This window comes from Leisingera thetidis, from assembly GCF_025857195.1.
In the GTDB taxonomy this organism is placed as follows: domain Bacteria; phylum Pseudomonadota; class Alphaproteobacteria; order Rhodobacterales; family Rhodobacteraceae; genus Leisingera; species Leisingera thetidis.
Window position 1 is genome coordinate 1992305 of sequence record NZ_CP109787.1, and the last position, 22493, is coordinate 2014797.

Genomic DNA, 22493 nt, shown 5'->3' on the forward strand with positions numbered 1-22493 from the left:
TTTTGCTTACCAGTTTCTCACATTCCAAACGCTTAACTTAAAGACGTATCGTCCTCGCGGGGCATTACAGTTGGCAAGGGCTTGGAACGTTTCCTCATTTTTCTGCTGCTATGATATTTGCTCTGATACTCGCGCCGCTGTTTTGCGACTTCATACAAGACAATGCCGGAGCTCGTACCAAGATTTAAGCTTTCGATCATGCCGAACATCGGGATCGAGACACACATTTCGCTGTGTTCAACGGCAAGCTCGCTTATACCGTGCTTTTCGTTCCCAAACCAAACAGCCAGCTTTGCATGATGGGTAAAATCCCCCTCATGCAGATACACGTTGGTCTTACCTTTCACATGTGGAGAGGTCGCAATAGAAACAAACCCGTTCTTCTCCAGATGTTCGATGCATACAGCCGTGCTGTCAAAGCGCTTTACGAATGTCCATTTTACAGCAGACACGGATGTTCTAGAGAGCGACCTCCTCTCTCGCATATCCTCCCAATCCTCGGGGAGCGCCTTTCGAGGGTCTACTACGTAGACTTTTCGACACCGAGAGCGTTCACGTTCCGGATAACAGTCCCAATATTTTTGATGTCTTCCGGATTTTCAATTACAGCAAGCAAATTCTTGCAACGAAACGCCTTAATTGCATCCGCCCGTTTTCGAACCGATGGCTTTGACTTTTTGGGTGCGTCATCATTCATAATATGCCTCAATATTGACAGCGTAATATTTTTAGAGGGTGAACCAGATCCCTGGCTTGTTGGCTTTGCTTAGACTCCCAAAAGGCAGCTAATGATCGTTCTTTTTTCCTGATACCGCCACAATCACCTTGCTCGCCAGCGGGATCAGCAGCAGCCCCAGCGCTAGGCCGAACACCCCGTCCATGCCCGCCTTGGCAATCCATTCGGTAGCACCCATCCATCCCTCAGGCGCCGCGTGGCCCGCGGTATAGGCCCAGTCGTGGATCAACTGGCCCAGCCAGCCAAAGCCCAGCACCTCCAGCCCGTGGATGATGATGGAGCCGCCGACCCACAGCATCGCCGCGGTGCCGACCACCGACAGGATCTTCATCAGCACCGGCATGAACTTGACCAGCCCGCGCCCCAGCCCGCGGCCCAGCTCGGTGCGGGCGTTCTCGGCCAGATACAGCCCGACATCATCCATCTTCACGATCAGCGCGACAGAGCCGTAGACCGCCAGCGTCACGCCGATTGCAACCACCGCCAGGGTTGCCGCCTGCATCCAGACATTCGGCGCCTCGATCGCGGCCAGCGAAATGGTCATGATCTCCGCCGACAGGATGAAGTCGGTCTTGATCGCCCCCTTGATCTTCTCCTCCTCCAGATGGCCGGGATCCTTGACGCTCATGTCCTCGTCGATCGCGTGGCTGACATGGGGAAACAGCACGTGAAAGATCTTCTCGGCACCCTCGAAACACAGGTAGCAGCCGCCCAGCATCAGCAAAGGCGTGATCGCCCAGGGCGCGAAATTGGCCAGCAGCATCGCGACGGGCAGCAGCAGGATCAGCTTGTTGAACAGCGACCCGCGGGTGATGCGCCAGATGATCGGCAGCTCGCGCGCAGGCGCAAAGCCCTGCAGGTACTTGGGCGTCACCGCGGCATCGTCGATGATCACGCCTGCGGTCTTGGCACCGGCCTTGCCCGCCGCCGCCGCCACATCATCGACCGAGGCCGCCGCCACCTTGGCAATCCCCGCCACGTCATCCAGAAGCGCCAGCAAACCGCTCATGCCAAATCCCTCAATCCCTGTCCGCGTTTGCGGGCAATCTGCCCGCTTCCGCGCCGCAGCACAAGCGTTAGCGCCACCGCCTGCGGAACCGCAAACCGCCGTTAACGCCACCGGGGCAAACCGTTAACGCCACCAGCCGCATTTTGCGCTAACAGTTTCATTTAATGACGCTTTTACCCCTTTAGACCACATCTGCACCGGTCTATATGGCGGCCAAAGGTATTTGCTCGCTTGGAGACGTAACTCATGACCATCAAAGTCGGGATCAACGGATTTGGCCGCATCGGCCGCTGCACCCTGTCGCACATCGCCGCCTCCGGCCGCGACGACATCGAAGTGATCAAGGTGAACGCCACCGGCCCGCTGGACACCGCAGCGCACCTGATCAAATACGACAGCGTGCATGGCCGTTTCCCCGGCGAAGTGACCATCGGCGACGGCACCATGAACCTGGGCCGCGGCGACATGCAGATGTTCTCCACCTACGACATGGGTGAGCTGGACTGGTCCGGCTGCGACGTGGTGCTGGAATGCACCGGCAAGTTCAACGACGGCGAGAAGGCCAAGGCGCATCTGGAGCGCGGCGCCAAGAAAGTGCTGCTGTCCGCACCCGGCAAGAACGTCGACAAGACCATTGTCTATGGCGTCAACCACGACCAGCTGGAAGCCACCGACACCATGATCTCCAACGGCTCCTGCACCACCAACTGCCTGGCGCCGCTGGCAAAGGTGCTGGACGAGGCCTTTGGCATCGAGCACGGCATCATGACCACCATCCACGCCTACACCGGCGACCAGCCGACCCTGGACCGCCGCCACAGCGACCTTTACCGCGCCCGCGCTGCCGCCATGTCGATGATCCCGACTTCGACCGGCGCCGCCAAGGCCCTGGGGGAAGTGCTGCCGAACCTGAAAGGCCGCCTGGACGGCTCCGCCATCCGCGTGCCGACCCCGAATGTCTCCGCCGTCGACCTGACCTTCCGCGCCGGCCGCGATGTAACCGCCGAGCAGGTCAACGCCGCCGTCAAGGAAGCCGCCGAAGGCCCGATGAAGGGCGTGCTGGGCTATGAGCCGGCGCCGCTGGTCTCGGTTGACTTCAACCACTCGCCGGAAAGCTCGATCTTTGCCCCCGACCAGACCCGCGTGGTCGACGACCGCATGGTGCGGGTGCTGGCCTGGTACGACAACGAATGGGGCTTCTCGGTGCGCATGGCCGACGTTGCGGTTGCCATGGGCAATCTGGGCTGAATCAGCCCAACCCCTTGAGAAACCACGCCCGCTCAGGTTATCTGGGCGGGCGTATTCTTTTGCGGCGGAGCTTTGATGACCAACCGGATTGCGATTTTCCTCGGCCTGTTCCTGATCGCCGCCGCCGTGACCGACATCGCCCTGTTCGGTGACCTGCACATGATCTTCCTCGGCAAGAAGTTCTTCGCCCTGATCGACTGGGTGGCCTTCTGGCGCTGATCCCCGCGCGGCGCTGCTTGCGAAAGCTCCAGGTCCCTTCCCCAAAGCCTGCGGGGGCGTCAGCCCCCGCCCGCGCGCGCAGCGCGCCGCCGAAAGCACAAAGCCGGGCGTCAGCCCGGCTTTGCCTGTTTGCCGCCCGGACTGCGGCAGATCTCAGCCGGCCTTGCCCAGCCGCCCCAGAAGCCTGTCCTTGACCAGCGGGGTGACGAATTTCGAGACATCGCCGTCCAACCGGGCAATTTCCTTGACCAGTTTCGAGGCAATGGCCTGATGCCGCGCCTCGGCCATCAGGAAGACGGTCTCGATCGAACTGTCGAGCGCCCGGTTCATGCCGACCATCTGAAACTCATACTCGAAATCGGCAACCGCGCGCAGGCCGCGCACGATGATCTGGGCGCCGACATCGCGGGCGCAATCGATCAGCAGGTTCTCGAACGGATGCGCGATGATCTCGGTGCCGGTCTCGGCGCTGAGCTTGGCGCATTCGGCCTCGATCATCTCCACCCGCTCTTCCAGGTTGAACAGCGGCCCCTTGTCACGGTTGATCGCCACGCCGATGACCAGCTTGTCCACCAGCGCGCTGGCGCGGCGGATGATGTCGATATGCCCGAGGGTTATCGGGTCGAAAGTGCCTGGATACAGACCCACACGCATGGGAGGCCTCCTGCCTTGTCAGAATTTCTGCACACGCAAACATAAATGCGGCCGGCATTGCAAGAGGGCAGAAATACGGAACCGCTGTTGCGGCTCAGTGCCCCATGATCATGTCCTGCAGGGCATCCTTCTCCATCGCCACCTGTGCCAGCTGCGCCTTGACGACATCGCCAAGTGTCACAATTCCCACAAGTTTTTCACCCTCGACAACCGGCATGTGGCGGAAACGCCCGTCCGTCATCTGCTTCAGAACCTCGCCGACATTCGACTGGCTGGTGCAGGTCACCAGCTTGCGCGTCATATAGTCGCCGACCGGCTTGCTCAGGCAGCCTGACCCGGTGGCGGCAAGTTCCCGCACGATGTCCCGCTCCGACAGGATACCGTCGGGCTTTTCTCCATCCGCCGAAACGACAACGGAGCCGAATTTGTTCGCGGCCAAAAGCTTGGCAGCTTCAGATACGCTGGCATCCGGCTTGATCGTGACCACGCCGTTGGTGGCCTTGGACTTCAAAATGACCTGAACGAGCACGCTGCAGACCTCCGTGATTTTAATGCGTAACAGCAAGGTTTGCCGCAACGCAGCTTTAAGTCAAGGCTTCCAGCCGGGCCACCTCGTCGCGGATGCCCCTGGACAGCGCCTGGGCAAAGCGGTTCAGCCGCTCGCTGCGCTGGTCGCCCTGATGGCGCACCAGGTGGAAACTGCGGGTCAGACTCACCTTGTCGGTCAGGATCTTGCGCAGCATCCGGTGGGCCGGCAGGCTGAAGTCATGCGCCACGCACAGCCCGGTGCCCTGCGCCGCCATCTTGATCTGCACCGACACCGAATTGGAGGCCAGCGCCACCCGCTCGATGCCGATGTCGTTGAGGTAATCCAGTTCCTTGTCAAAGATCATGTCCGGGATATAGCCGATCATCTTGTGGCCCTTCAGGTCCTCCAGCCCGGTGATCGGCGGGTGCTCCTTCAGGTAATGGCGCGAAGCCACCAGATGCAGGTTGTAGTCGCAGATCTTCTGCACCAGCAGCTTGCCCGCCGTGGGCGCGCTGACCGTGACGGCCATATCCGCTTCACGGCGGCTGAGGTTGATCACCCGCGGCAGCGCGACGATCTGAATATCCAGATCCGGGTTCTCCTCGGCGATCTGCACGCAGACCTGCGGCAGGATGTAATTGGCGCTGCCGTCCGGGGCGCCGATGCGGATCTGTCCCGACATCGTATCGCTCGGCCCGCTCAGGGCTTCGGTGCCGGCGCGCATGGCCTGTTCGGCCGCTTCGGCATGGACCAGCAACCGGTCGCCGGCCGCGCTCAGCGCATAGCCCTGCGGGGATTTCACGAACAGCGGGGTTTCCAATGCGGCCTCGAACCGGGCGATCCTGCGGCCCACAGTGGCCGGGTCCATCTTCAGGATGCGGCCCGCCCCCGACAGGCTCGCCTCCCGCGCCACCGCCAAAAACACTTTCATATCATCCCACTGCGGATCCATCGGTACGGGTCCTCCGTCTGCCTGCCAACGTTTCGTTAACCTTTTGCGTTCCTGCAAAGCCTCTTTGAAATCTTTCCCCTTTTCCGATGATTTTTGCAAGCCTAGGATTGACGGCAAGATGAACAGAGGAGGATCCGATGAAAGAACTCGGTCACTTTATCAACGGCAAACTCGTTTCCGGCACCTCGGGCCGCTTTGACGATGTCTTCAACCCCGCAACCGGCGAAGTGCAGTACCTGTGCCCGATGGCCAGCGCTGCTGAAACCACAGAGATCATCGAAAAGGCCGCCGCCGCGCAGCCGGCCTGGGGCGCCACCAACCCGCAGAAACGCGCCCGCGTGATGATGGCCATGGTCGGCCTGATGAACCGCGACATGGACAAGCTGGCCGAAGCGCTGAGCCGCGAGCACGGCAAGACCATCCCGGACGCCAAGGGCGACCTGCAGCGCGGCCTGGAAGTGATCGAATACTGCGTCGGCGCGCCACAGATGCTGAAGGGTGAATTCACTGACAGCGCAGGCCCCGGCATCGACATGTACTCCATGCGCCAGCCGCTGGGTGTTGTCGGCTCGATCATGCCGTTCAACTTCCCCGCCATGATGCCGCTGTGGCACGTCGGCCCGGCGCTGGCCTGCGGCAACGCCGTGGTGCTGAAGCCGTCCGAACGCGACCCCTCCGTGCCGCTGATGCTGGCGGAGCTGTTTGTCGAGGCCGGCCTGCCCGAAGGCGTGTTCCAGGTGGTGAACGGCGACCGCGAGGCGGTTGACACCATTCTGGACAGCGAGATCATCCAGGGCGTGTCCTTCGTCGGCTCCACCCCGATCGCGCAGTACATCTACTCGCGCGCCACCGCCAACGGCAAGCGCGCCCAGTGCTTCGGCGGCGCCAAGAACCACATGATCATCATGCCCGACGCCGATCTGGACCAGGCTGCGGACGCGCTGGTGGGTGCCGGCTTCGGCGCGGCCGGCGAACGCTGCATGGCGATCTCGGTTGCGGTGCCGGTGGGCGAGGAAACCGCCGACAAGCTGATCGAAAAGCTGATCCCGCGCATCGAAACCCTGAAGGTCGGCCCCTACACCGCCGGCGACGACGTGGATCTGGGCCCGGTCGTGACCGCGGCATCCAAAGAGCGGATCCTGGGCCTGATCCAGTCCGGCGTCGATCAGGGCGCCAAGCTGGTGGTCGACAACCGCGACTTCAAACTGCAGGGATACGAGGACGGCTTCTTTGTCGGCGCGCATCTGTTCGACCATGTCACCCCCGACATGGACATCTACAAGCAGGAGATCTTCGGCCCGGTGCTTTCCACTGTCCGTGCAGGCACTTACGAGGAAGCCTTGAAGCTGGCGATGGATCACGAATACGGCAACGGCACCGCGATCTTCACCCGTGACGGCGACACCGCCCGCGATTTCGCCAGCCGGGTGAACATCGGCATGGTGGGCATCAACGTGCCGATTCCGGTGCCGCTGGCCTATCACACTTTCGGCGGCTGGAAGAAGTCGATGTTCGGCGACCTGAACCAGCACGGCCCCGACAGCTTCAAATTCTACACCCGCACCAAGACCGTGACCTCCCGCTGGCCCTCGGGCATCAAGGAAGGCGGCGAGTTCAACTTCAAAGCGATGGACTGAGGCAAGCCCTGCCGCACGCAATCAAAGGCCCCGGAGTTCCGGGGCCTTTTCTGTTGCCAGCCGCTGCGGAATGGCCTCCTGACAGCCCAGATCACTGGGTTTTTCGGCATCGCGACCGGATTTGACCGCCCTGTGGCCAAATTTCCCTTGTTCCGCGCCGCCAGTAGTCTATCCGGTCAACAAGAGACAGAAAACGGCAGGCGCATGAGCAACTCCCCCGAACCAATTCAGCCGCAGGCAACTGCAAAGACCGCGCGTGACTGGGTCAAGCTTCTGGCCCATTACCGGGAACCCGACCATTTGCGCAGCGTGTTTGAATTGGCGGTAACGGTGGTGCCTTTTGTGCTTCTGTGGGCACTGGCCTGGTGGTCGCTGTCGGTCAGCTACTGGCTGACGCTGGCGGTTTCCGTCCTCATCGCGGCTTTTCTGCTGCGCCTGTTCACCATCCAGCATGATTGCGGGCACGGGTCTTTCTTCAAGAACCGCCATGTCAGCGACTGGACCGGGCGCATCATCGGGGTGCTGACCCTGACGCCGTATGATGTCTGGCGCCGCACCCATTCAATCCACCACAGCACCCACGGCAACCTGGACAAGCGCGGCATGGGCGACATCCACACCCTGACCGTGGCCGAATACCGGGCGCTGGGGCGCTGGGATCAGCTGATGTACCGGATCTACCGCCACCCGGTCACGCTGTTCGTTCTCGGCCCCGGCTACCTTTTCTTTCTGCAGAACCGCATTCCCTACGGGCTGATGAACCAGATGCGCTACTGGATCAGCGCCATGGGAACAAATGCGGTGATCTTCGCGGCGCTGGCGGTGATCTGGTATTTCGGCGGGCTGATGCCGCTGCTGCTGATCTTTCTGCCCGCAACGCTGATCGCTGCAACCGCCGGTCTGTGGCTGTTCTATGTGCAGCACCAGTTTGAAACCACCCAGTGGGAGCAGGAAGAAGACTGGCAGCTGCATGACGCCGCCTTGCACGGCAGCTCCCACTATGTACTGCCGCCGGTTCTGCAATGGCTGAGCGCAAACATCGGCATCCACCATGTGCACCACCTCTACAGCCGGATCCCGTTCTACCGGCTGACCGAAGTCCTGCGCGATCACACCGAACTGGCAGAAGGCAACCGGATGACCATCCGCGAAAGCCTGGCCAATGCGCGGCTGCACCTGTGGGATGAAGACAGCAAGCGCCTGCTGTCCTTTGCCCAGGCCCGCAGCCTGTACAGCTGACCCCGCTGACGGCGCAGGCGGCGGTCTTCCGCCACCTCTGACAACACAAGCTTGTGAGAAGCGCCATTTCCGGTATGCCGGCCCCTAGGAAAACCTGCGCCGGTGATTATGTTGCGGCGGAGTTTTCGAGCAGCTTGGCAGAGGTAACATGACCAAACTCCGCATCACCCGCCGTGCCGTCCTGACCGGGGCCGGCGCAACCCTGGCCGTCCCGTCCCTTCTGCGCGCACAGTCCACCGACGCCTTTCCGCAGGATGAACCGGCAATCCGCGAAGAAGTGCCGGTCCAGCGCAATGTGTCCGCCTTTGCCCAGCAGAACTGGCAGGACCATTTCGACACGCTGGGCTCCGGCTGCCTGCTGGCCGACATCAGCTCCCGCGCGCTGCATTACTGGGGGCCGGACGGCGAAACCTACCGGCTGTTCCCTTCCTCGGTGCCGATGACCGAAGATCTGACCAAGCGCGGCTACACCAAGGTTGTGCGCAAGCGCGAGAACCCAAGCTGGACCCCCACCGCATCGATGCGCGAGCGCGATCCGACGCTGCCGGTCCGCATCGAAGGCGGCGTCGAAGGCAACCCTCTGGGCACCCGGGCCATGTATCTGGACTGGCCGGCCTATCTGGTGCACGGCACCCATGACACCCGCAAGATCGGGCGGCAGAGCTCGTCGGGGTGCATCGGCCTCTACAACCAGCACGTTGAAGAGCTCTATGAGATGGTCGAAGTGGGCACCCAGGTCCGGCTGATGTAACCAAGACCGGCCGCTGCGGTGCGCGGTGCGGCAAACAGGAGCGGGCACGGCGCATGGCCCGTGCCCGTTCCTGATTCTGCGCCTCTGCCTTACTTCAGGCTGATGTGATCCGGCTTCAGGCCCGCATCGAACCGCTCCACGGTTTTTTCCATCAGCGCTTCAAAATTCCGGGTGAACCGCTTGGTGTCATAAAGCGGACCTGACTTGATGCTTTCCTGCAACCGGGCCTTCACGTCAGCCAGATACGCCGGGTCGCGGGCCAGTTTCAGGGCAAGCGCCTGGTACTGCTGGGGGGTTGCGGCGATCAATTCGTCCAGATCCACCGAATGCAGCAGGCTGGCGGCAACCCGCGCGGCAAACTGTTTGCCGGCTTTTGTCACCACCGGGACCCCCGCCCACAAGGCGTCGCTTGCGGTGGTGTGGGCGTTCACGTTGAACGTGTCCAGGAAGATATCCGCAAGCGGCAGGCGGGACAGATGGTCCTCCTGCAAGGCAAAGCCGGCAAAGACGATGCGTTCCGGAGCGACACCGCGCTTCTTCGCTTCGGCGCGGATGTTTTCATGGATCGCGCCATTGTTTGCGTAGAACCAAAGCACGCTGTCCGGCACCAGCTTCATCAGTTTCATCCAGACTTCGAATTCATCGGGCGAAACCTTGTAAGGGTTGTTGAAGGAGCAGAACACCAGCGCCTCTTCCGGAAGCCCGACGTCGGCGCGCGTGGGCTTCACTGCCGAGGCCTGCCGCCCGTCATCATTCGACTGATAGCAGTCCGGCATATACAGTACTTTTTCGGTATAATACTTGCGGTACTTCGGCGGCAGGACGACGGGGTCGGCAATCATGTAATCCATGGCATCGACCCCGGTGCTGCCCGGATATCCGAGGTAGGAGATCTGGATCGGCGCCATCCGGTGGTCGAACAGGTTGACCCGGTTGCCCTTGGTATGGCCCTTCAGATCGATGGCAATGTCCAGGCAATCCGCGCGGGCTTGCTCGACGATTGTTTCGCTGGCAACACCGGCAACCTGCCGGTACACATCCGCGGATTTTTCCGCCCGGACACGGCCCTCCTGCTCGGTCATCGTGCCATAGTCGTAGATATAGACCTCAAACCTGTCGCGGTCATGCAGTTCGAACATCCGTCCGATCAGATACATGGTCGCATGGTCAAGGAAGTCGCAGGAGAAATAGCCGATCCTGATTTTTCCGGATTGCTTCAGCGGCCCGCTGAAGCTGGCGGTCTCCTTTTTGCAGACTTTGTTGGTCCGGGCGGCCTGGATCGAATACTTCAGCTGAATTGCGGGATCATCCACGATGCTCAGGAAGGAGAACGGGTCGACCGATTTCATGATGTCGGACTGTTTCTTGAGCTTCCTTTTCGCCCGGCCGACTTCGGACCAGTCGCATTTGCGCCGCTTGAGGTGCATCAGGCGCGCAAAGACGACCTCATTGGAGGGATCGAATTTCAGCGTGTCCTGGAAATAGTTGATCGCTTCCTCGTCCTGCGCGATCCGCATCAGGTAGCTGCCGATGTAGGCGAGGCATTCCGGGTTCCTGGGTTCCAGGCGCAGCGCGTCGACGTGGTGCAGGATCGCCTGGTCGGGCAATTCCATCAGTTCCAGAACCTCGCCAAGCGTTGTGTGGATCTTGCGGTTCCTGTCATCCAGTTTCAGCGCCAGCTTCAGCAGATAGATCGCATCGTTCAGATTGCGTTCAATTGCCTTGTGGCGGGCAAGCTTCATCAGCTGCTGCGCCTGCTCCTGGGGCGTGCCGTTCCTGGCATTCAGCAACCCGTGGCGCATGGCCATGGCGAAATCGGCCCGCCCGTTGCCGGCAACGGCTGCCGAAAAATCCGGCGCCGGGCCATTGCCGACCGCGCCCCCGTTCTTTGCGGATGCCAGAAAATGCTGCGCCTCTGAATTCGACACTGCGTCTACTCCTTTTGGAATGCGTGCCGCAGGATTCACCTGCAGTCTGTCTGTTTGGGACCGAGTTTCCCCGAAGTTTCTTAATATTCTCCTCACCCCGCCCGCCTCCGCCTGCGGCATTGCTGCACGGCGGCTTTGCATTTGCGCAGCTTGCCTCAGGCTCCGGCTGGCGCTATTAAATAAACAACTGTTCAATTCATGCGCTGGCGGGAGGAGCTGCTGATGGATTTCGCACTGACTGAGGAACAGACGGCCATTTTCGACATGGCCCATGCCTTTGGGCAGGAACACATCGCGCCGCATTCCCGCCAATGGGAAAAGGACGGCACGATCCCCAAATCCCTCTGGCCCAAGCTGGCCGAGCTGGGTTTCGGGGGGCTTTACGTCTCCGAGGAATACGGCGGCTCGGGCCTCAGCCGCCTGGATGCCACCCTGGTGTTCGAAGCGCTGGCGATGGCCGACCCCGCGGTCGGTTCGTTCCTGTCGATCCACAACATGTGCGGCGGCATGATCGACAAGTTCGGCTCGGAAGAGACCAAGCAGAAATGGCTGCCCGCACTCTGCACGATGGAGAGGATCTTCTCCTACTGCCTGACCGAACCGGGCTCCGGCTCCGACGCGGCGGCATTGAAGACCCGCGCCGAGCGCAGCAATGACGGCTACACGCTGAACGGCACCAAGGCGTTCATCTCCGGCGGCTCCTATTCCGATGCCTATGTCGTGATGTGCCGCACCGGCGAGGACGGCCCCAAGGGGATCTCCACCGTGGTGGTCGAGGACGGCGCCAAAGGCCTGTCTTTCGGCGCGCTGGAGGACAAGATGGGCTGGAAGGCACAGCCCACCTCGCAGGTGCAGTTCGACGACTGCAGGATCCCGGCAGACAACCTGATCGGCGAGGAAGGCAAGGGCTTCACTTACGCGATGGCGGGCCTCGACGGCGGCCGCCTCAACATCTCGGCCGGCGCGCTGGGCGGGGCCCAGACGGCACTGGACCAGACCGTGCAATACATGTCCGAGCGCAAGGCCTTCGGCAAGTCGATCAACCAGTTCCAGGCGCTGCAGTTCCGGCTGGCGGAGTATGAGACCAAGCTGCAGGCCGCCCGCACCTTCCTGCGCCAGGCGGCGTGGAAGCTGGACACCGGCGCCCCTGACGCCGGCAAGTTCTGCGCCATGGCCAAGCTGCTGGTGACCGACACCGCCTTTGATGTCGCCAACGGCTGCCTGCAGCTGCACGGCGGCTACGGCTACCTGGCCGATTACGGGGTGGAAAAGATCGTCCGCGACCTGCGCGTGCACCAGATCCTCGAAGGCACCAACGAGATCATGCGCCTGATCGTCTCGCGCCAGATGATTGCGGGCTAACCCGCGGGCGCCTAAGGTTTTCCATGGGAAGGCCCGGCGCCGCTGCCGGGCACCCTCAATAGGGGACATTTGCCGTGAGCGACATTGACATCCGCAAGGCAGGCCATGCCGGCCGCATCACCCTGACCCGCCCCAAGGCGCTCAATGCGATGAGCTATGACATGTGCATGGCCATCGACGCCGCCATGCGCGGCTGGGCAGAGGATGACAGCGTCAGGCTGGTGGTGATCGACGCCGAGGGCGACAAGGCCTTCTGCGCCGGCGGCGACATCGCCGAGCTTTATGACACCGGCACCAAAGGCGACTACAGCTATGGCCGCACCTTCTGGCGCGATGAGTACCGGCTGAACGCCTGTATCTTCGAGTACAAGAAGCCGGTGATCAGCTTTCTGCAGGGGTTCACCATGGGCGGCGGCGTCGGCATCGGCTGCCACGGCACCCACCGGGTGGTCGGCGAAAGCAGCCAGATTGCCATGCCCGAGGTCGGCATCGGCCTGGTGCCGGACGTGGGCGGCTCGCTGATGCTGGCGCTGGCGCCGGACCATCTGGGCGAATACCTCGGCATGACCGCCGCGCGGATGGGCGCGGATGATGCGATCCTCGCCGGCTTTGCCGATTATTTCGTGCCGCAGGACAAGTGGCCCGCCCTGATCTCGGCACTGGAGGAAAGCGGCCGCGCGGCCCTTGTGGAAGACGCCGCCGAACCGGCCCCCGAAGGCAAGCTGCGCGGTCTGCGCCAGGAGACGGCCACACACTTCGCCCAGGACAGCCTGGAGGCAATCCTGGCAAGCCTGCAGGCAGCGGACAATGAATTCGCCCAAGGCGCGCTGAAGTCCCTGAACCGGAATTCGCCGCTGTCGATGGCCTGCACGCTGGAGATGCTGCACCGCCTGCGTGCCGACGGTCCGGCCATCCGCCGCGCGCTGGATCTGGAATACCGCTTTACTTACCGCGCGATGGAAAAGGGCGATTTCCTGGAAGGCATCCGCGCCCAGATCATCGACAAGGACCGCAATCCGCAGTGGCACCATGCCGGCCGGGATGTCCCCGCGGCAGCGGTCAAGGAGATGCTGGCGCCGCTCGGCGCGGCAGCGCTGACATTTGAGGAGGAACTGTCATGAAGATCGGATTTATCGGGCTGGGCAACATGGGCGGGCCGATGGCCGCCAACCTGGCCAAGGCGGGCCATGAGGTCACCGGCTTTGACATGGCCGACGTCAGCATCGAAGGCGTCACCATGGCCGCTTCCGGCCCTGACGCCGCCGCGGGCGCCGATGCGGTGATCACCATGCTGCCCAACGGCGCCATCCTGCGCCTTGTTGCCGCCGAAATCATCCCGGCGATGACCAAGGGGGCCGCTTTCATCGACTGCTCCACCGTCGATGTGGAGTCCGCCCGTGCGGTGGCCGCACAGGCCTCGGATGCGGACCTGCTGTCCGTGGACGCGCCGGTCTCCGGCGGCATCGGCGGCGCCGCCGGCGGCACGCTGACCTTCATGGCCGGCGGTTCGCCCGCAGCGTTTGCCGCGGCGGAGCCATTGTTCGATATCATGGGCCAGAAAGCGGTGCACTGCGGCGAGGCCGGCGCGGGCCAGGCCGCCAAGATCTGCAACAACATGATCCTTGGCGTCACCATGATCGCCACCTGCGAGGCTTTTGCGCTGGCCGACAAGCTGGGCCTGGACCGCCAGAAAATGTTCGATGTGGTCTCGACCTCCTCCGGCTACAGCTGGAGCATGAACGCCTATTGCCCGGCTCCCGGCGTCGGCCCGCAGTCGCCCGCCGACAACAGCTACCGGCCCGGATTTGCCGCCGAGCTGATGCTCAAGGACCTCGGCCTCAGCCAGCAGGCCGCGATCAGCGCCGATGCCGACACCCCGATGGGCGAACTGGCGATGGCGCTCTACAAGACGTTTGTCGAGGACGAAGGCGGCAAGGGCATGGACTTCTCGGCCATGCTGCCCCGGTTCGAGAAGCGCCACCGCAAGGGCTGAGAATATTTCTCGATGCGGCCGGCCCCTCAGAGGATCGAGTGAAACAAAAAAGGCAGCCCGGACACGGCTGCCTTTTTCCCGTCAACCGCCGAAAATACCCCTAAAATTCGAATAAACTCCCGGATTTCGGCACCGCCCCGCCACAGTTCCGTCCAAGTTCAGCACCATTCCGGTAAGCAACCGTAAATCTTTTGCGCACCCGGAGGCAGGCTGACCGAAATGGCCACGGCGACGGAACTGAACATCAACACATCCGCCACCGCCACCCAGATGGCGGAGGAGATCTTTGGCGACGGCGTCACGGTTGTAAGCGCCAGCTACAGCGGCGACGCCCTGTCCTCCGGCATCTATTCCGGTGCCGACACAACAACCCCTGGTGTCGCCCCTGCGGATTCCGGCGTGATCCTGTCGACAGGATATGCCCGGGACTTCACCAACAGCGACGGCTCCACCAACACCAACGTCCGCAGCAACACCAGCACCAATACCTCCGGCGCCAACAACGACGCCGATTTCAACGCGCTGGCCGGTGCCGCGACCCGCGATGCCTCTTTCCTGGAAATAGATTTCACCCCCGAGGGCGATGTCCTGACCATCGACTTCGTGCTGTCCTCGGAGGAATACCCCGAGTTCATCAATTCCCAGTACAATGATGTGGTCGGCGTCTGGGTGAACGGGGTTGAGGCGCAGGTTTCCATCGGCAACGGCACCGCCTCGATCGGCAATATCAACGGCGGCGAAACCGAAAACATCTACGTCGACAATACCGGCGACCAGTACAACACCGAGATGGACGGGTTCACCATCACCCTGACGTTTGTTGCACCGGTGAACGCGGGCCAGGTCAACACCCTGAAGATCGGCGTCGCCGACACCGCCGACAGCAGCTATGACACCAACCTGCTGATCGCCGGCGGCTCGGTCCAGACCGCCGTGGTCGCCCAGGATGATCAGGCCGAATTCGCCATCGGCAAGACCCGGGTGCTGGACGTTCTGGACAACGACAGCACCACAGGCGGCACCCTGACCGTCACCCATATCAACGGCCAGGAGGTCTTTGCCGGCGACACGGTCACCCTCGCCACCGGCCAGCAGATCACCCTGAACGAAGACGGCACCTTCACCGTGGTCACCGACGGCGACCTGGAAACTGTCTATTTCAACTACACCGCGGACAATGGCCTTGGAAACTCCGACACCGGCCTTGTCGAAATCACCCAGACAGTGCCCTGTTTCCTGCGCGGCACGATGATCCGGGTGCCGGGCGGCGAAATGCCGGTCGAGAACCTGCGCCCCGGCATGACGGTCCTGACCTATGACAACGGCCCCCAGACCCTGCAGTGGACCGGCAGCCGCCGCGTCGCCTGCACCCCCCTGACAACCCCCATCCGGCTTGCCAGGGGCAGCTGCGGCAATCACCGCGATCTCTATGTCTCGCCGCAGCACCGGATGCTGATCTCCGGCTGCCAGGCCGAGCTGCTGTTCGGCGAGGCGGAGGTGCTGGTCAAGGCCAAGGATCTGGTCAACGACAAAACCATCCGCCCGGCGCTCGAGATGGAGGAGGCGGAATACTTCCACCTGCTGTTCGGGCGCCACCAGATCCTCTGGGCGGACGGCGCGCTGAGCGAAAGCTACCAGCCGGGCCCGGAAACCGCTGCAGGTTTTGATTCTGCCACACTGGCGGAAATCCGCGACCTGTTTCCGGAACTCTGCACCGCGACCGGCCGCGGTTACGGAAATGCCGCAAGGCTGGCTCTGCGCAGCTATGAAGCGCGGGTTCTTGCCGCCGCGTAACCGCAGACTGGCAGGCTGCCGCCGCCGTTTGCAGGCTCTCTTGGATTTTGCGCCCGGCCGGTTATGTCAGAGGCAGCGAAGAAAGGACCCGCTGTAAATGGTACGCCGTCACATTGTTTCCATCACCGTTCTTGCCGCGGCCTGCGCGCTGGCGATTCCGCTGGCGGCAGGCAATGGCCACGACAAACCTGAACACACTGCGGTCGAATGCCCGCCGGGTCTGGCCAAGAAGTCCTCGCAATGCGTGCCGCCGGGCGCGTCCAAGCGGTTCTACCGCCGCGGCGACCATATTCTGGACAATTACATCTGGATCGGCGATCCGGGCCATTGGGCACCTGATCCCTATGGCAGCTATGTTCAGGCGGGCGGTTATGTCTACCAGGTGAACCGCGAAACCCAGAAGGTTCTGCGGCTGATCGGCGCGATGGCCGACCTGTCGAACTGACCGCCGGGTCCAAGGCCAGGCCACAACCTCCACAGCACCCTGCGCCGCCGCAGCGGCAGGACCGGCCATTGCGGCCCGGACTCTCCTCGCCCCGGACTGCGCCGGACCGCCGGTGCGGCTGAAACGGGGATCCGCCGGCAGCCAGCGGCAGCAGCCGCCCGCCCGGCAGCGGGCTGCGCCCCTCTTACTCCGCCGCGACTTTCCGCGTTTCCAGAATATCCTTCAGATACCGCCCGGTATGGCTGCGCGGCTCATCCGCCACTGCTTCGGGCGTGCCCGCGGCCACGATCTCGCCGCCGCCATCGCCGCCCTCGGGACCGATGTCGATGATCCAGTCGGCGGTCTTGATCACATCCAGATTGTGCTCGATCACCACCACCGAATTGCCCTGCTCCACCAATTCGTGCAGCACTTCCAACAGCTTCTTCACATCCTCGAAATGCAGACCGGTGGTCGGCTCGTCCAGGATGTACAGCGTCCGCCCGGTCGAGCGCTTCGACAGCTCCTTGGACAGTTTCACCCGCTGCGCCTCGCCGCCGGACAGTGTCGTCGCCTGCTGGCCCACCTTGATATAGCCAAGGCCGACCCGCATCAGCGCGTCCATCTTGTCGCGGATCGACGGCACGGCGGCAAAGAACTGCTGCGCATCTTCCACTGTCATATCAAGCACATCGGCGATGCTCTTGCCCTTGAATTTGATCTCCAGCGTTTCGCGGTTATAGCGCGCGCCCTTGCAGGTTTCGCAGGTCACATAGACGTCGGGCAGAAAGTGCATCTCGATCTTGATGACCCCGTCGCCCTGGCAGGCCTCGCAGCGGCCTCCCTTGACGTTGAAGGAGAACCGCCCCGGTTTATACCCCCGCGTCTTGGCTTCCGGCAGCCCGGCAAACCAGTCGCGGATCGGGGTGAAGGCCCCGGTATAGGTCGCCGGGTTCGACCGCGGCGTGCGCCCGATCGGGCGCTGGTCGATATCGATCACCTTGTCCAGATGCTCCAGCCCCTTGATGCTTTCGCAGGGCGCCGGCGTCTGGCGCGCACCGTTCAATCGCATCGAGGCGGTCTTGAACAGCGTCTCGATGGTCAGCGTCGACTTGCCGCCGCCCGACACGCCGGTGACGCAGACAAACTTGCCCAGCGGAAACTCCGCCGTCACCTCTTTCAGGTTGTTGCCGGTGGCCCTGACAACCTTGACCTTCTTCTTGTTGCCCTTGCGCCGCTTGGCCGGCACCGCGATCTCCCGGGTGCCCGCCAGATACTGGCCGGTGATCGAGCCGGTGTCGGCGGCAATCTCATGCGGCGTGCCGTGGCTCACCACCTCGCCGCCGTGCACCCCGGCGCCGGGACCGATGTCAAAGACATAGTCGGCCTGCCGGATCATGTCCTCGTCATGCTCCACCACGATCACCGTGTTGCCCTGGTCGCGCAGGTTCTTCAGCGTGCCGATCAGCCGGTCATTGTCGCGCTGATGGAGGCCGATCGAAGGCTCGTCCAGAACGTACAAAACCCCGGTCAGGCCGGAGCCGATCTGGCTCGCCAGGCGGATCCGCTGGCTTTCGCCGCCGGACAGGGTTCCGGATGAACGTGACAGCGTAAGATACTCAAGACCCACGTTATTCAGGAATCCCAGCCGCTCGCGGATTTCCTTGACGATGGCGCGGGCGATCTCCTGTTTCTGCGGGCTCAGATGGTTCGGAACATCCTCGATCCAGGCCAGCGCCTCGCGGATCGACAGCTGCACCACCTGCCCCACATGCACGCCCGCGATCTTCACCGCCAGCGCCTCGTCGCGCAGCCGGTAGCCCTCGCAGTGGTGGCAATGGCGGTTGTTCTGATAGCGCTCGAACTCTTCGCGGATCCAGTTCGAATCCGTCTCGCGGTAGCGCCGCTCCATGTTGGGGATCACGCCCTCGAATGTGCGTTCCACCTGATAGACCCGCCCGCCTTCATCATAGCGGAACATGATCTCTTCCTCGCCGGAACCGTACAGGAACACCTGCTGCACCTTCTCGGGCAGGTCCTTCCAGACGGTGTTCTTGTCGAACTGGTAATGTTTGGCGATGGCCTCGATGGTCTGCAGGAAATAGGGCGACTTGCCCTTGCGCCAGGGCGCCAGCGCCCCGTCGTAAACCTTCAGGGACTGATCCGGCACCACCAACCGCTCGTCAAAGAACAGCTCGACCCCCAGCCCGTCGCACTCCGGGCAGGCCCCGAACGGCGCGTTGAAGGAAAACAGCCGCGGCTCGATCTCCGGAATGGTGAAACCGCTGACCGGGCAGGCAAAATTTTCGCTGAAGGTGATCCGCTCCGGATCGCCTTCCTTGGGCGCGGTTTCCAGAATGGCAATGCCGTCGGCCAGGTCCAGCGCGGTGCGCAAGCTGTCGGCCAGCCGGGTCTCCAATCCTTCCCGCACCACCAACCGGTCGACCACCACGTCGATGTCATGGCGGAACTTCTTGTCCAGCGCGGGCGGCTCGTCCAGTTCGTAGAATTCGCCGTCGACCTTCACCCGCTGGAACCCCTGCTTCCTGAGCTCCAGGAATTCCTTCTTGTACTCGCCCTTGCGGTCGCGGACGATCGGCGCCAGCAGATAGCCGCGGCTGCCTTCCTCCATTTCCATGATCCGGTCGACCATGTCCTGCACCTGCTGCGCCTCGATCGGCAGGCCGGTGGCAGGGCTGTAGGGCGTGCCCGCACGGGCAAACAGCAGACGCATGTAGTCGTAGATCTCGGTCACCGTGCCAACGGTCGAGCGCGGGTTCTTGGAGGTCGTCTTCTGCTCGATCGAAATCGCCGGGCTGAGGCCGCTGATGTGGTCCACATCCGGCTTTTCCATCATGTCGAGGAACTGCCGCGCATAGGCGCTCAGGCTTTCCACATAGCGGCGCTGGCCCTCGGCATAGATGGTGTCGAACGCCAGCGACGACTTGCCCGAGCCGCTGAGGCCGGTGATCACCACCAGCTCATCGCGCGGAATATCCACGTCGATGTTCTTCAGATTATGCTCGCGCGCGCCGCGCACCTCGATGGATTTCAGCTCAGCCATAGTGCCCCCGTACCCGCGCCCGCCGAACCGGCGGCGGACGCCCGCCCTACAGATAGGGAATGCTGCGGAAAACGCCAAGCCCAAAAAGAGAACACAGGGTGAACAGGATGAAGTTTGCCGAAAGCTGCTGACAGCTTCTGACACCGGCCCCGGCAAAACCTGACCCCGCAGCGGTCCCGGCCCGGAGTCCGCTCGGTCTCCGCCGCGCCGCTTGCGGCGCCATGCCCAACGGGAAGAGGCCTTCCGCCAGGAAGGGCGATGACGGGCGGGAGCCCCCCCTCACACCAGGGCGCGCCGCCGCTTGGCCAGCAGAACATGCACCGCGGCCCCGCTCAGGAACAGGACCAGCAGCACCGCCATCATGCCGCCAAAGCCGCCGCCAGCCAGTACCAGAACCATCAAGGGCGTGCCGATGGTGTTGCCCAGATTGCCGGTCTGCGCCATGGCGCCGCTCGCCTGGGCACGCGCCGCAGCGCTTGCGTTCAGCTGCGGCACCGCGGCAAAGGAACCGCCCTGCACCAGCCCCATGGCACCCGCCATGGCAATGCAGGCCGCCGGCGCGCCGGGCATCGCCCACAGCCACAGCGCGGCACCGGCACAGGCCAGGAACCCCAGTTGCGCCAGCTGCACCGCGGTCAGGACCCGCAGCAGAGACACCCCCAGGGTCATGGATACGGCAATGCTGGCCAGCGGCATCGCGCCCAGCACAAAGGCGCGCATGTCCTCGGCGATATAAGGCGGGATCACCGTCAGCACCGCCACAAAGCAGCAGGTGTAGAACAGCCAGCCCGCGGCCGGCGCCGCGATCCAGGGCGAGCGGTAGATGGGCAGATGCAGCCCCGGCAGCTCGGCCGGCCGCGGCAGCGGCGCCCGTTCCGGCACCGGCACGGACCGCAGCGCAAAGCCCAGCAGCAGCGCCAGCCCCGCCATCACCGCCGCATGGGCGCCGAACAGGGCCAGCAGCCCCCAGGCATCCGCCAGCGGCAGGCCGAACCAGGCCAGCAGGGTGAAGGCGACGGCAAAAAAGGTGCTCCACAGGGTCATCGCCAGCCCCCGCCCCCGGTCCGAGCTCAGCTGCGCAATCAGCACCGGCCCGGCCACCACGATGCCCAGATGCGACAGCCCCTCGGCTACCCTGGACGCCAGAAACAGCCCGAACGGCAGATGCAGCGCCTGCAGGGCCGACATCGCCGCCCCCGCCCACAGCGCCCAGACCAGCGTCCGCCGGTAGCCGAAAGCGGCGACATACAGCCCCGCAACCACCCCAAGAAGAATGCCAAGCGTGCCGACCAGCGACACCGAAAAGCCGAGCGCGCCGCCCGCCTGCGGATACAGCTCGCCCATCCGGCCGAAGATCACCGAGATCTTGCCGTACTGCGCCGCGGCGCCCAGGCCCGCCGCCCAGACCGCCAGGATCAGCCCCCAGCGGGAATTGCCGGTTTCCCTCACACTGCGCCCCTCAAAACAGCAAAGGCAGGCACATGATGTGCCTGCCCCGCAATTCCTGCCCGCTGGCGCCGCCCGCAGCAAGGGCGGCGGCGCGGAAATGCTGCGTCACATGTGGATGACGCGGCCATAGGCGTCGAGCACCGATTCATGCATCATCTCGCTCAGCGTCGGATGCGGGAAGACGGTGTTCATCAGGTCCTCTTCGGTGGTCTCCAGCTGGCGGCCCACCACATAGCCCTGGATCAGCTCGGTCACCTCGGCACCGACCATATGGGCGCCCAGCAGTTCGCCGGTCTTGGCGTCAAAGATGGTTTTCACCAGCCCCTCGGCCTCTCCCAGCGCAATCGCCTTGCCGTTGCCGATAAAGGGGAAGCGGCCGACCTTGATGTCATAGCCCAGTTCCTTGGCCTTGGCCTCGGTATAGCCGACGGAGGCCACCTGCGGCTGGCAGTAGGTGCAGCCGGCAATGCTCTCGGGCTTTACGGGATGCGCGTGCTTGCCCGCGATCAGTTCCGCCACCATGACGCCCTCGTGGGACGCCTTATGCGCCAGCCAGGGCGCCCCGGCGATGTCGCCGATGGCATAGAGGCCATCAACCCCGGTGCGGCAGTATTCATCCGTCACCACATGGGTACGGTCGATCTTGACGCCCAGGCCTTCCAGCCCCAGACCCTCGACATTGCCGACGATGCCCACGGCCGAGATCACGGTGTCGAACTCCTGCTTCTCCACCTTGCCGCCGGTCTCGATATGGGCGGTCACCTTGCCCTTGCCGCGGTCCAGCTGCTTGACCATGGATTTCTCCATGATCTTCATGCCCTGTTTGACAAAGGCCTTCTTGGCAAAGGCCGAGATTTCCGCGTCTTCCACCGGCAGCACCCGGTCCATCACCTCGACCACCGTGGTCTCGGCGCCCAGCGTGTTGTAGAAGCTGGCAAATTCGATGCCGATGGCGCCGGAGCCGATCACCAGCAGCTTCTTCGGCATCCGTACCGGATCCAGCGCGTGCTTGTAGGTCCAGACCAGATCGCCGTCGGCCTCCAGCCCCGGCAGTTCGCGGGCCCGCGCGCCGGTGGCCAGCACGATGTTCTTGGCCGTCAGATCCTGCGTGCCCTTGTCTGTCTTGACGCTGACCTTGCCCTTGGCCGGGATCGCTGCCTCGCCCATGACAACGTCGATCTTGTTCTTCTTCATCAGATGGCCGATGCCCGAGCTGAGCTGCTTGGCCACCCCGCGCGAGCGTTTCACCACCGCGTCGAGATCATAGCCGATGTTCTCCGCCTTCAGGCCGAAATCCTTGGCCCGCTCCATCAGGTGGAACACTTCCGACGAGCGCAGCAGCGCCTTGGTCGGGATGCAGCCCCAGTTCAGGCAGATGCCGCCCATGTGCTCGCGCTCGACCACGCAGGTCTTCAGCCCCAGCTGCGCGGCGCGGATGGCGGCAACATAGCCCCCCGGCCCGGCGCCGATTACGATCACGTCATAAGATTGTGCGGCCATGATGC

The 22493-nt window shown here is 63.2% G+C and carries 19 protein-coding genes; 10 read left to right on the forward strand and 9 right to left on the reverse strand.

The window, feature by feature from the left end; translation table 11 throughout:
* Nucleotides 1-32: 32 nt before the first annotated feature.
* A complete protein-coding gene (locus OKQ63_RS09500; protein WP_264213685.1) occupies nt 33-452 on the reverse strand; it encodes a TrmH family RNA methyltransferase in 420 nt (139 codons plus the stop codon).
* Between the two features lie 333 nt (nt 453-785).
* Complete coding sequence (locus OKQ63_RS09505; RefSeq protein WP_264213686.1) at nt 786-1745, reverse strand: DUF808 domain-containing protein; 960 nt, start codon at nt 1743-1745, stop codon at nt 786-788.
* 246 nt (nt 1746-1991) lie between these two features.
* Here OKQ63_RS09505 and gap point away from each other — a divergent pair, with 246 nt between their 5' ends.
* Together gap and OKQ63_RS09515 are read left to right on the forward strand one after the other, a co-directional pair.
* Entirely contained in the window at nt 1992-2993 is a 1002-nt protein-coding gene (gene gap / locus OKQ63_RS09510; RefSeq protein WP_264213687.1) for a type I glyceraldehyde-3-phosphate dehydrogenase, read from the forward strand.
* 75 nt (nt 2994-3068) lie between these two features.
* The gene (locus OKQ63_RS09515; protein WP_264213688.1) at nt 3069-3212 is read left to right on the forward strand and encodes a hypothetical protein; all 144 of its coding nucleotides are present in this window, start codon (nt 3069-3071) and stop codon (nt 3210-3212) included.
* A gap of 153 nt (nt 3213-3365) precedes the next feature.
* Here OKQ63_RS09515 and coaD read toward each other — a convergent pair whose 3' ends face one another.
* From coaD to OKQ63_RS09530, 3 genes are all read right to left on the reverse strand, one after another.
* Nucleotides 3366-3866, reverse strand: coding sequence for a pantetheine-phosphate adenylyltransferase (gene coaD, locus OKQ63_RS09520; protein ID WP_264213689.1), 501 nt, complete (start codon nt 3864-3866; stop codon nt 3366-3368).
* Nucleotides 3867-3960: 94 nt separating this feature from the next.
* A complete protein-coding gene (locus OKQ63_RS09525; protein WP_264213690.1) occupies nt 3961-4395 on the reverse strand; it encodes a CBS domain-containing protein in 435 nt (144 codons plus the stop codon).
* A 55-nt stretch (nt 4396-4450) separates the two neighbouring features.
* Nucleotides 4451-5347 carry a LysR family transcriptional regulator gene (locus OKQ63_RS09530; protein WP_264213691.1) on the reverse strand — a complete coding sequence of 299 codons (897 nt, stop codon included), beginning with the start codon at nt 5345-5347 and terminating at the stop codon, nt 4451-4453.
* A gap of 137 nt (nt 5348-5484) precedes the next feature.
* Here OKQ63_RS09530 and OKQ63_RS09535 point away from each other — a divergent pair, with 137 nt between their 5' ends.
* The 3 genes from OKQ63_RS09535 (at nt 5485) to OKQ63_RS09545 (ending at nt 8974) form a co-directional block, all read left to right on the forward strand.
* Nucleotides 5485-6984, forward strand: coding sequence for a CoA-acylating methylmalonate-semialdehyde dehydrogenase (locus OKQ63_RS09535; RefSeq protein WP_264213692.1), 1500 nt, complete (start codon nt 5485-5487; stop codon nt 6982-6984).
* A gap of 204 nt (nt 6985-7188) precedes the next feature.
* Nucleotides 7189-8223, forward strand: a complete 1035-nt coding sequence (locus OKQ63_RS09540; protein WP_264213693.1) for a fatty acid desaturase — start codon at nt 7189-7191, stop codon at nt 8221-8223.
* A 148-nt stretch (nt 8224-8371) separates the two neighbouring features.
* Complete coding sequence (locus OKQ63_RS09545) at nt 8372-8974, forward strand: L,D-transpeptidase (protein ID WP_264213694.1); 603 nt, start codon at nt 8372-8374, stop codon at nt 8972-8974.
* Between the two features lie 89 nt (nt 8975-9063).
* Here OKQ63_RS09545 and OKQ63_RS09550 read toward each other — a convergent pair whose 3' ends face one another.
* Entirely contained in the window at nt 9064-10902 is a 1839-nt protein-coding gene (locus OKQ63_RS09550) for an O-linked N-acetylglucosamine transferase, SPINDLY family protein (RefSeq protein ID WP_264213695.1), read from the reverse strand.
* Nucleotides 10903-11124: 222 nt separating this feature from the next.
* On the opposite strand from OKQ63_RS09550, the gene OKQ63_RS09555 reads away from it, so the two are divergent.
* From OKQ63_RS09555 to OKQ63_RS09575, 5 genes are all read left to right on the forward strand, one after another.
* Nucleotides 11125-12264, forward strand: coding sequence for an acyl-CoA dehydrogenase family protein (locus OKQ63_RS09555; protein WP_264213696.1), 1140 nt, complete (start codon nt 11125-11127; stop codon nt 12262-12264).
* A 74-nt stretch (nt 12265-12338) separates the two neighbouring features.
* Nucleotides 12339-13385: an enoyl-CoA hydratase/isomerase family protein gene (locus tag OKQ63_RS09560; protein ID WP_264213697.1), complete on the forward strand. Its 1047-nt coding sequence runs from the start codon at nt 12339-12341 to the stop codon at nt 13383-13385.
* Nucleotides 13382-14257, forward strand: coding sequence for a 3-hydroxyisobutyrate dehydrogenase (mmsB, locus tag OKQ63_RS09565; protein ID WP_264213698.1), 876 nt, complete (start codon nt 13382-13384; stop codon nt 14255-14257). The genes OKQ63_RS09560 and mmsB overlap by 4 nt, the downstream gene beginning before the upstream one ends.
* A gap of 219 nt (nt 14258-14476) precedes the next feature.
* Nucleotides 14477-16051 carry a Hint domain-containing protein gene (locus OKQ63_RS09570; protein ID WP_264213699.1) on the forward strand — a complete coding sequence of 525 codons (1575 nt, stop codon included), beginning with the start codon at nt 14477-14479 and terminating at the stop codon, nt 16049-16051.
* A gap of 97 nt (nt 16052-16148) precedes the next feature.
* Nucleotides 16149-16496 (forward strand): carbohydrate porin, encoded by a 348-nt coding sequence (locus OKQ63_RS09575; protein ID WP_264213700.1) that lies wholly within the window; start codon nt 16149-16151, stop codon nt 16494-16496.
* A gap of 184 nt (nt 16497-16680) precedes the next feature.
* Here OKQ63_RS09575 and uvrA read toward each other — a convergent pair whose 3' ends face one another.
* The 3 genes from uvrA to lpdA form a co-directional block, all read right to left on the reverse strand.
* Entirely contained in the window at nt 16681-19539 is a 2859-nt protein-coding gene (gene uvrA / locus OKQ63_RS09580; RefSeq protein WP_264213701.1) for an excinuclease ABC subunit UvrA, read from the reverse strand.
* Between the two features lie 279 nt (nt 19540-19818).
* Nucleotides 19819-20988: an MFS transporter gene (locus OKQ63_RS09585; RefSeq protein ID WP_264213702.1), complete on the reverse strand. Its 1170-nt coding sequence runs from the start codon at nt 20986-20988 to the stop codon at nt 19819-19821.
* A gap of 105 nt (nt 20989-21093) precedes the next feature.
* The gene (gene lpdA, locus OKQ63_RS09590; RefSeq protein WP_264213703.1) at nt 21094-22488 is read right to left on the reverse strand and encodes a dihydrolipoyl dehydrogenase; all 1395 of its coding nucleotides are present in this window, start codon (nt 22486-22488) and stop codon (nt 21094-21096) included.
* Between the last annotated feature and the right edge of the window lie 5 nt (nt 22489-22493).

Bases quoted from the DNA above. Each gene is read 5' to 3' on its own strand.
- mmsB (WP_264213698.1), top strand. From the start codon at position 13,382: ATGAAGATCGGATTTATCGGGCTGGGCAACATGGGCGGGCCGATGGCC.
- OKQ63_RS09575 (WP_264213700.1), top strand. From the start codon at position 16,149: ATGGTACGCCGTCACATTGTTTCCATCACCGTTCTTGCCGCGGCCTGC.
- lpdA (WP_264213703.1), bottom strand. From the start codon at position 22,488: ATGGCCGCACAATCTTATGACGTGATCGTAATCGGCGCCGGGCCGGGG.
- gap (WP_264213687.1), top strand. From the start codon at position 1,992: ATGACCATCAAAGTCGGGATCAACGGATTTGGCCGCATCGGCCGCTGC.
- OKQ63_RS09515 (WP_264213688.1), top strand. From the start codon at position 3,069: ATGACCAACCGGATTGCGATTTTCCTCGGCCTGTTCCTGATCGCCGCC.
- coaD (WP_264213689.1), bottom strand. From the start codon at position 3,866: ATGCGTGTGGGTCTGTATCCAGGCACTTTCGACCCGATAACCCTCGGG.
- OKQ63_RS09555 (WP_264213696.1), top strand. From the start codon at position 11,125: ATGGATTTCGCACTGACTGAGGAACAGACGGCCATTTTCGACATGGCC.
- OKQ63_RS09545 (WP_264213694.1), top strand. From the start codon at position 8,372: ATGACCAAACTCCGCATCACCCGCCGTGCCGTCCTGACCGGGGCCGGC.
- OKQ63_RS09505 (WP_264213686.1), bottom strand. From the start codon at position 1,745: ATGAGCGGTTTGCTGGCGCTTCTGGATGACGTGGCGGGGATTGCCAAG.
- uvrA (WP_264213701.1), bottom strand. From the start codon at position 19,539: ATGGCTGAGCTGAAATCCATCGAGGTGCGCGGCGCGCGCGAGCATAAT.
- OKQ63_RS09570 (WP_264213699.1), top strand. From the start codon at position 14,477: ATGGCCACGGCGACGGAACTGAACATCAACACATCCGCCACCGCCACC.
- OKQ63_RS09530 (WP_264213691.1), bottom strand. From the start codon at position 5,347: ATGGATCCGCAGTGGGATGATATGAAAGTGTTTTTGGCGGTGGCGCGG.
- OKQ63_RS09535 (WP_264213692.1), top strand. From the start codon at position 5,485: ATGAAAGAACTCGGTCACTTTATCAACGGCAAACTCGTTTCCGGCACC.
- OKQ63_RS09540 (WP_264213693.1), top strand. From the start codon at position 7,189: ATGAGCAACTCCCCCGAACCAATTCAGCCGCAGGCAACTGCAAAGACC.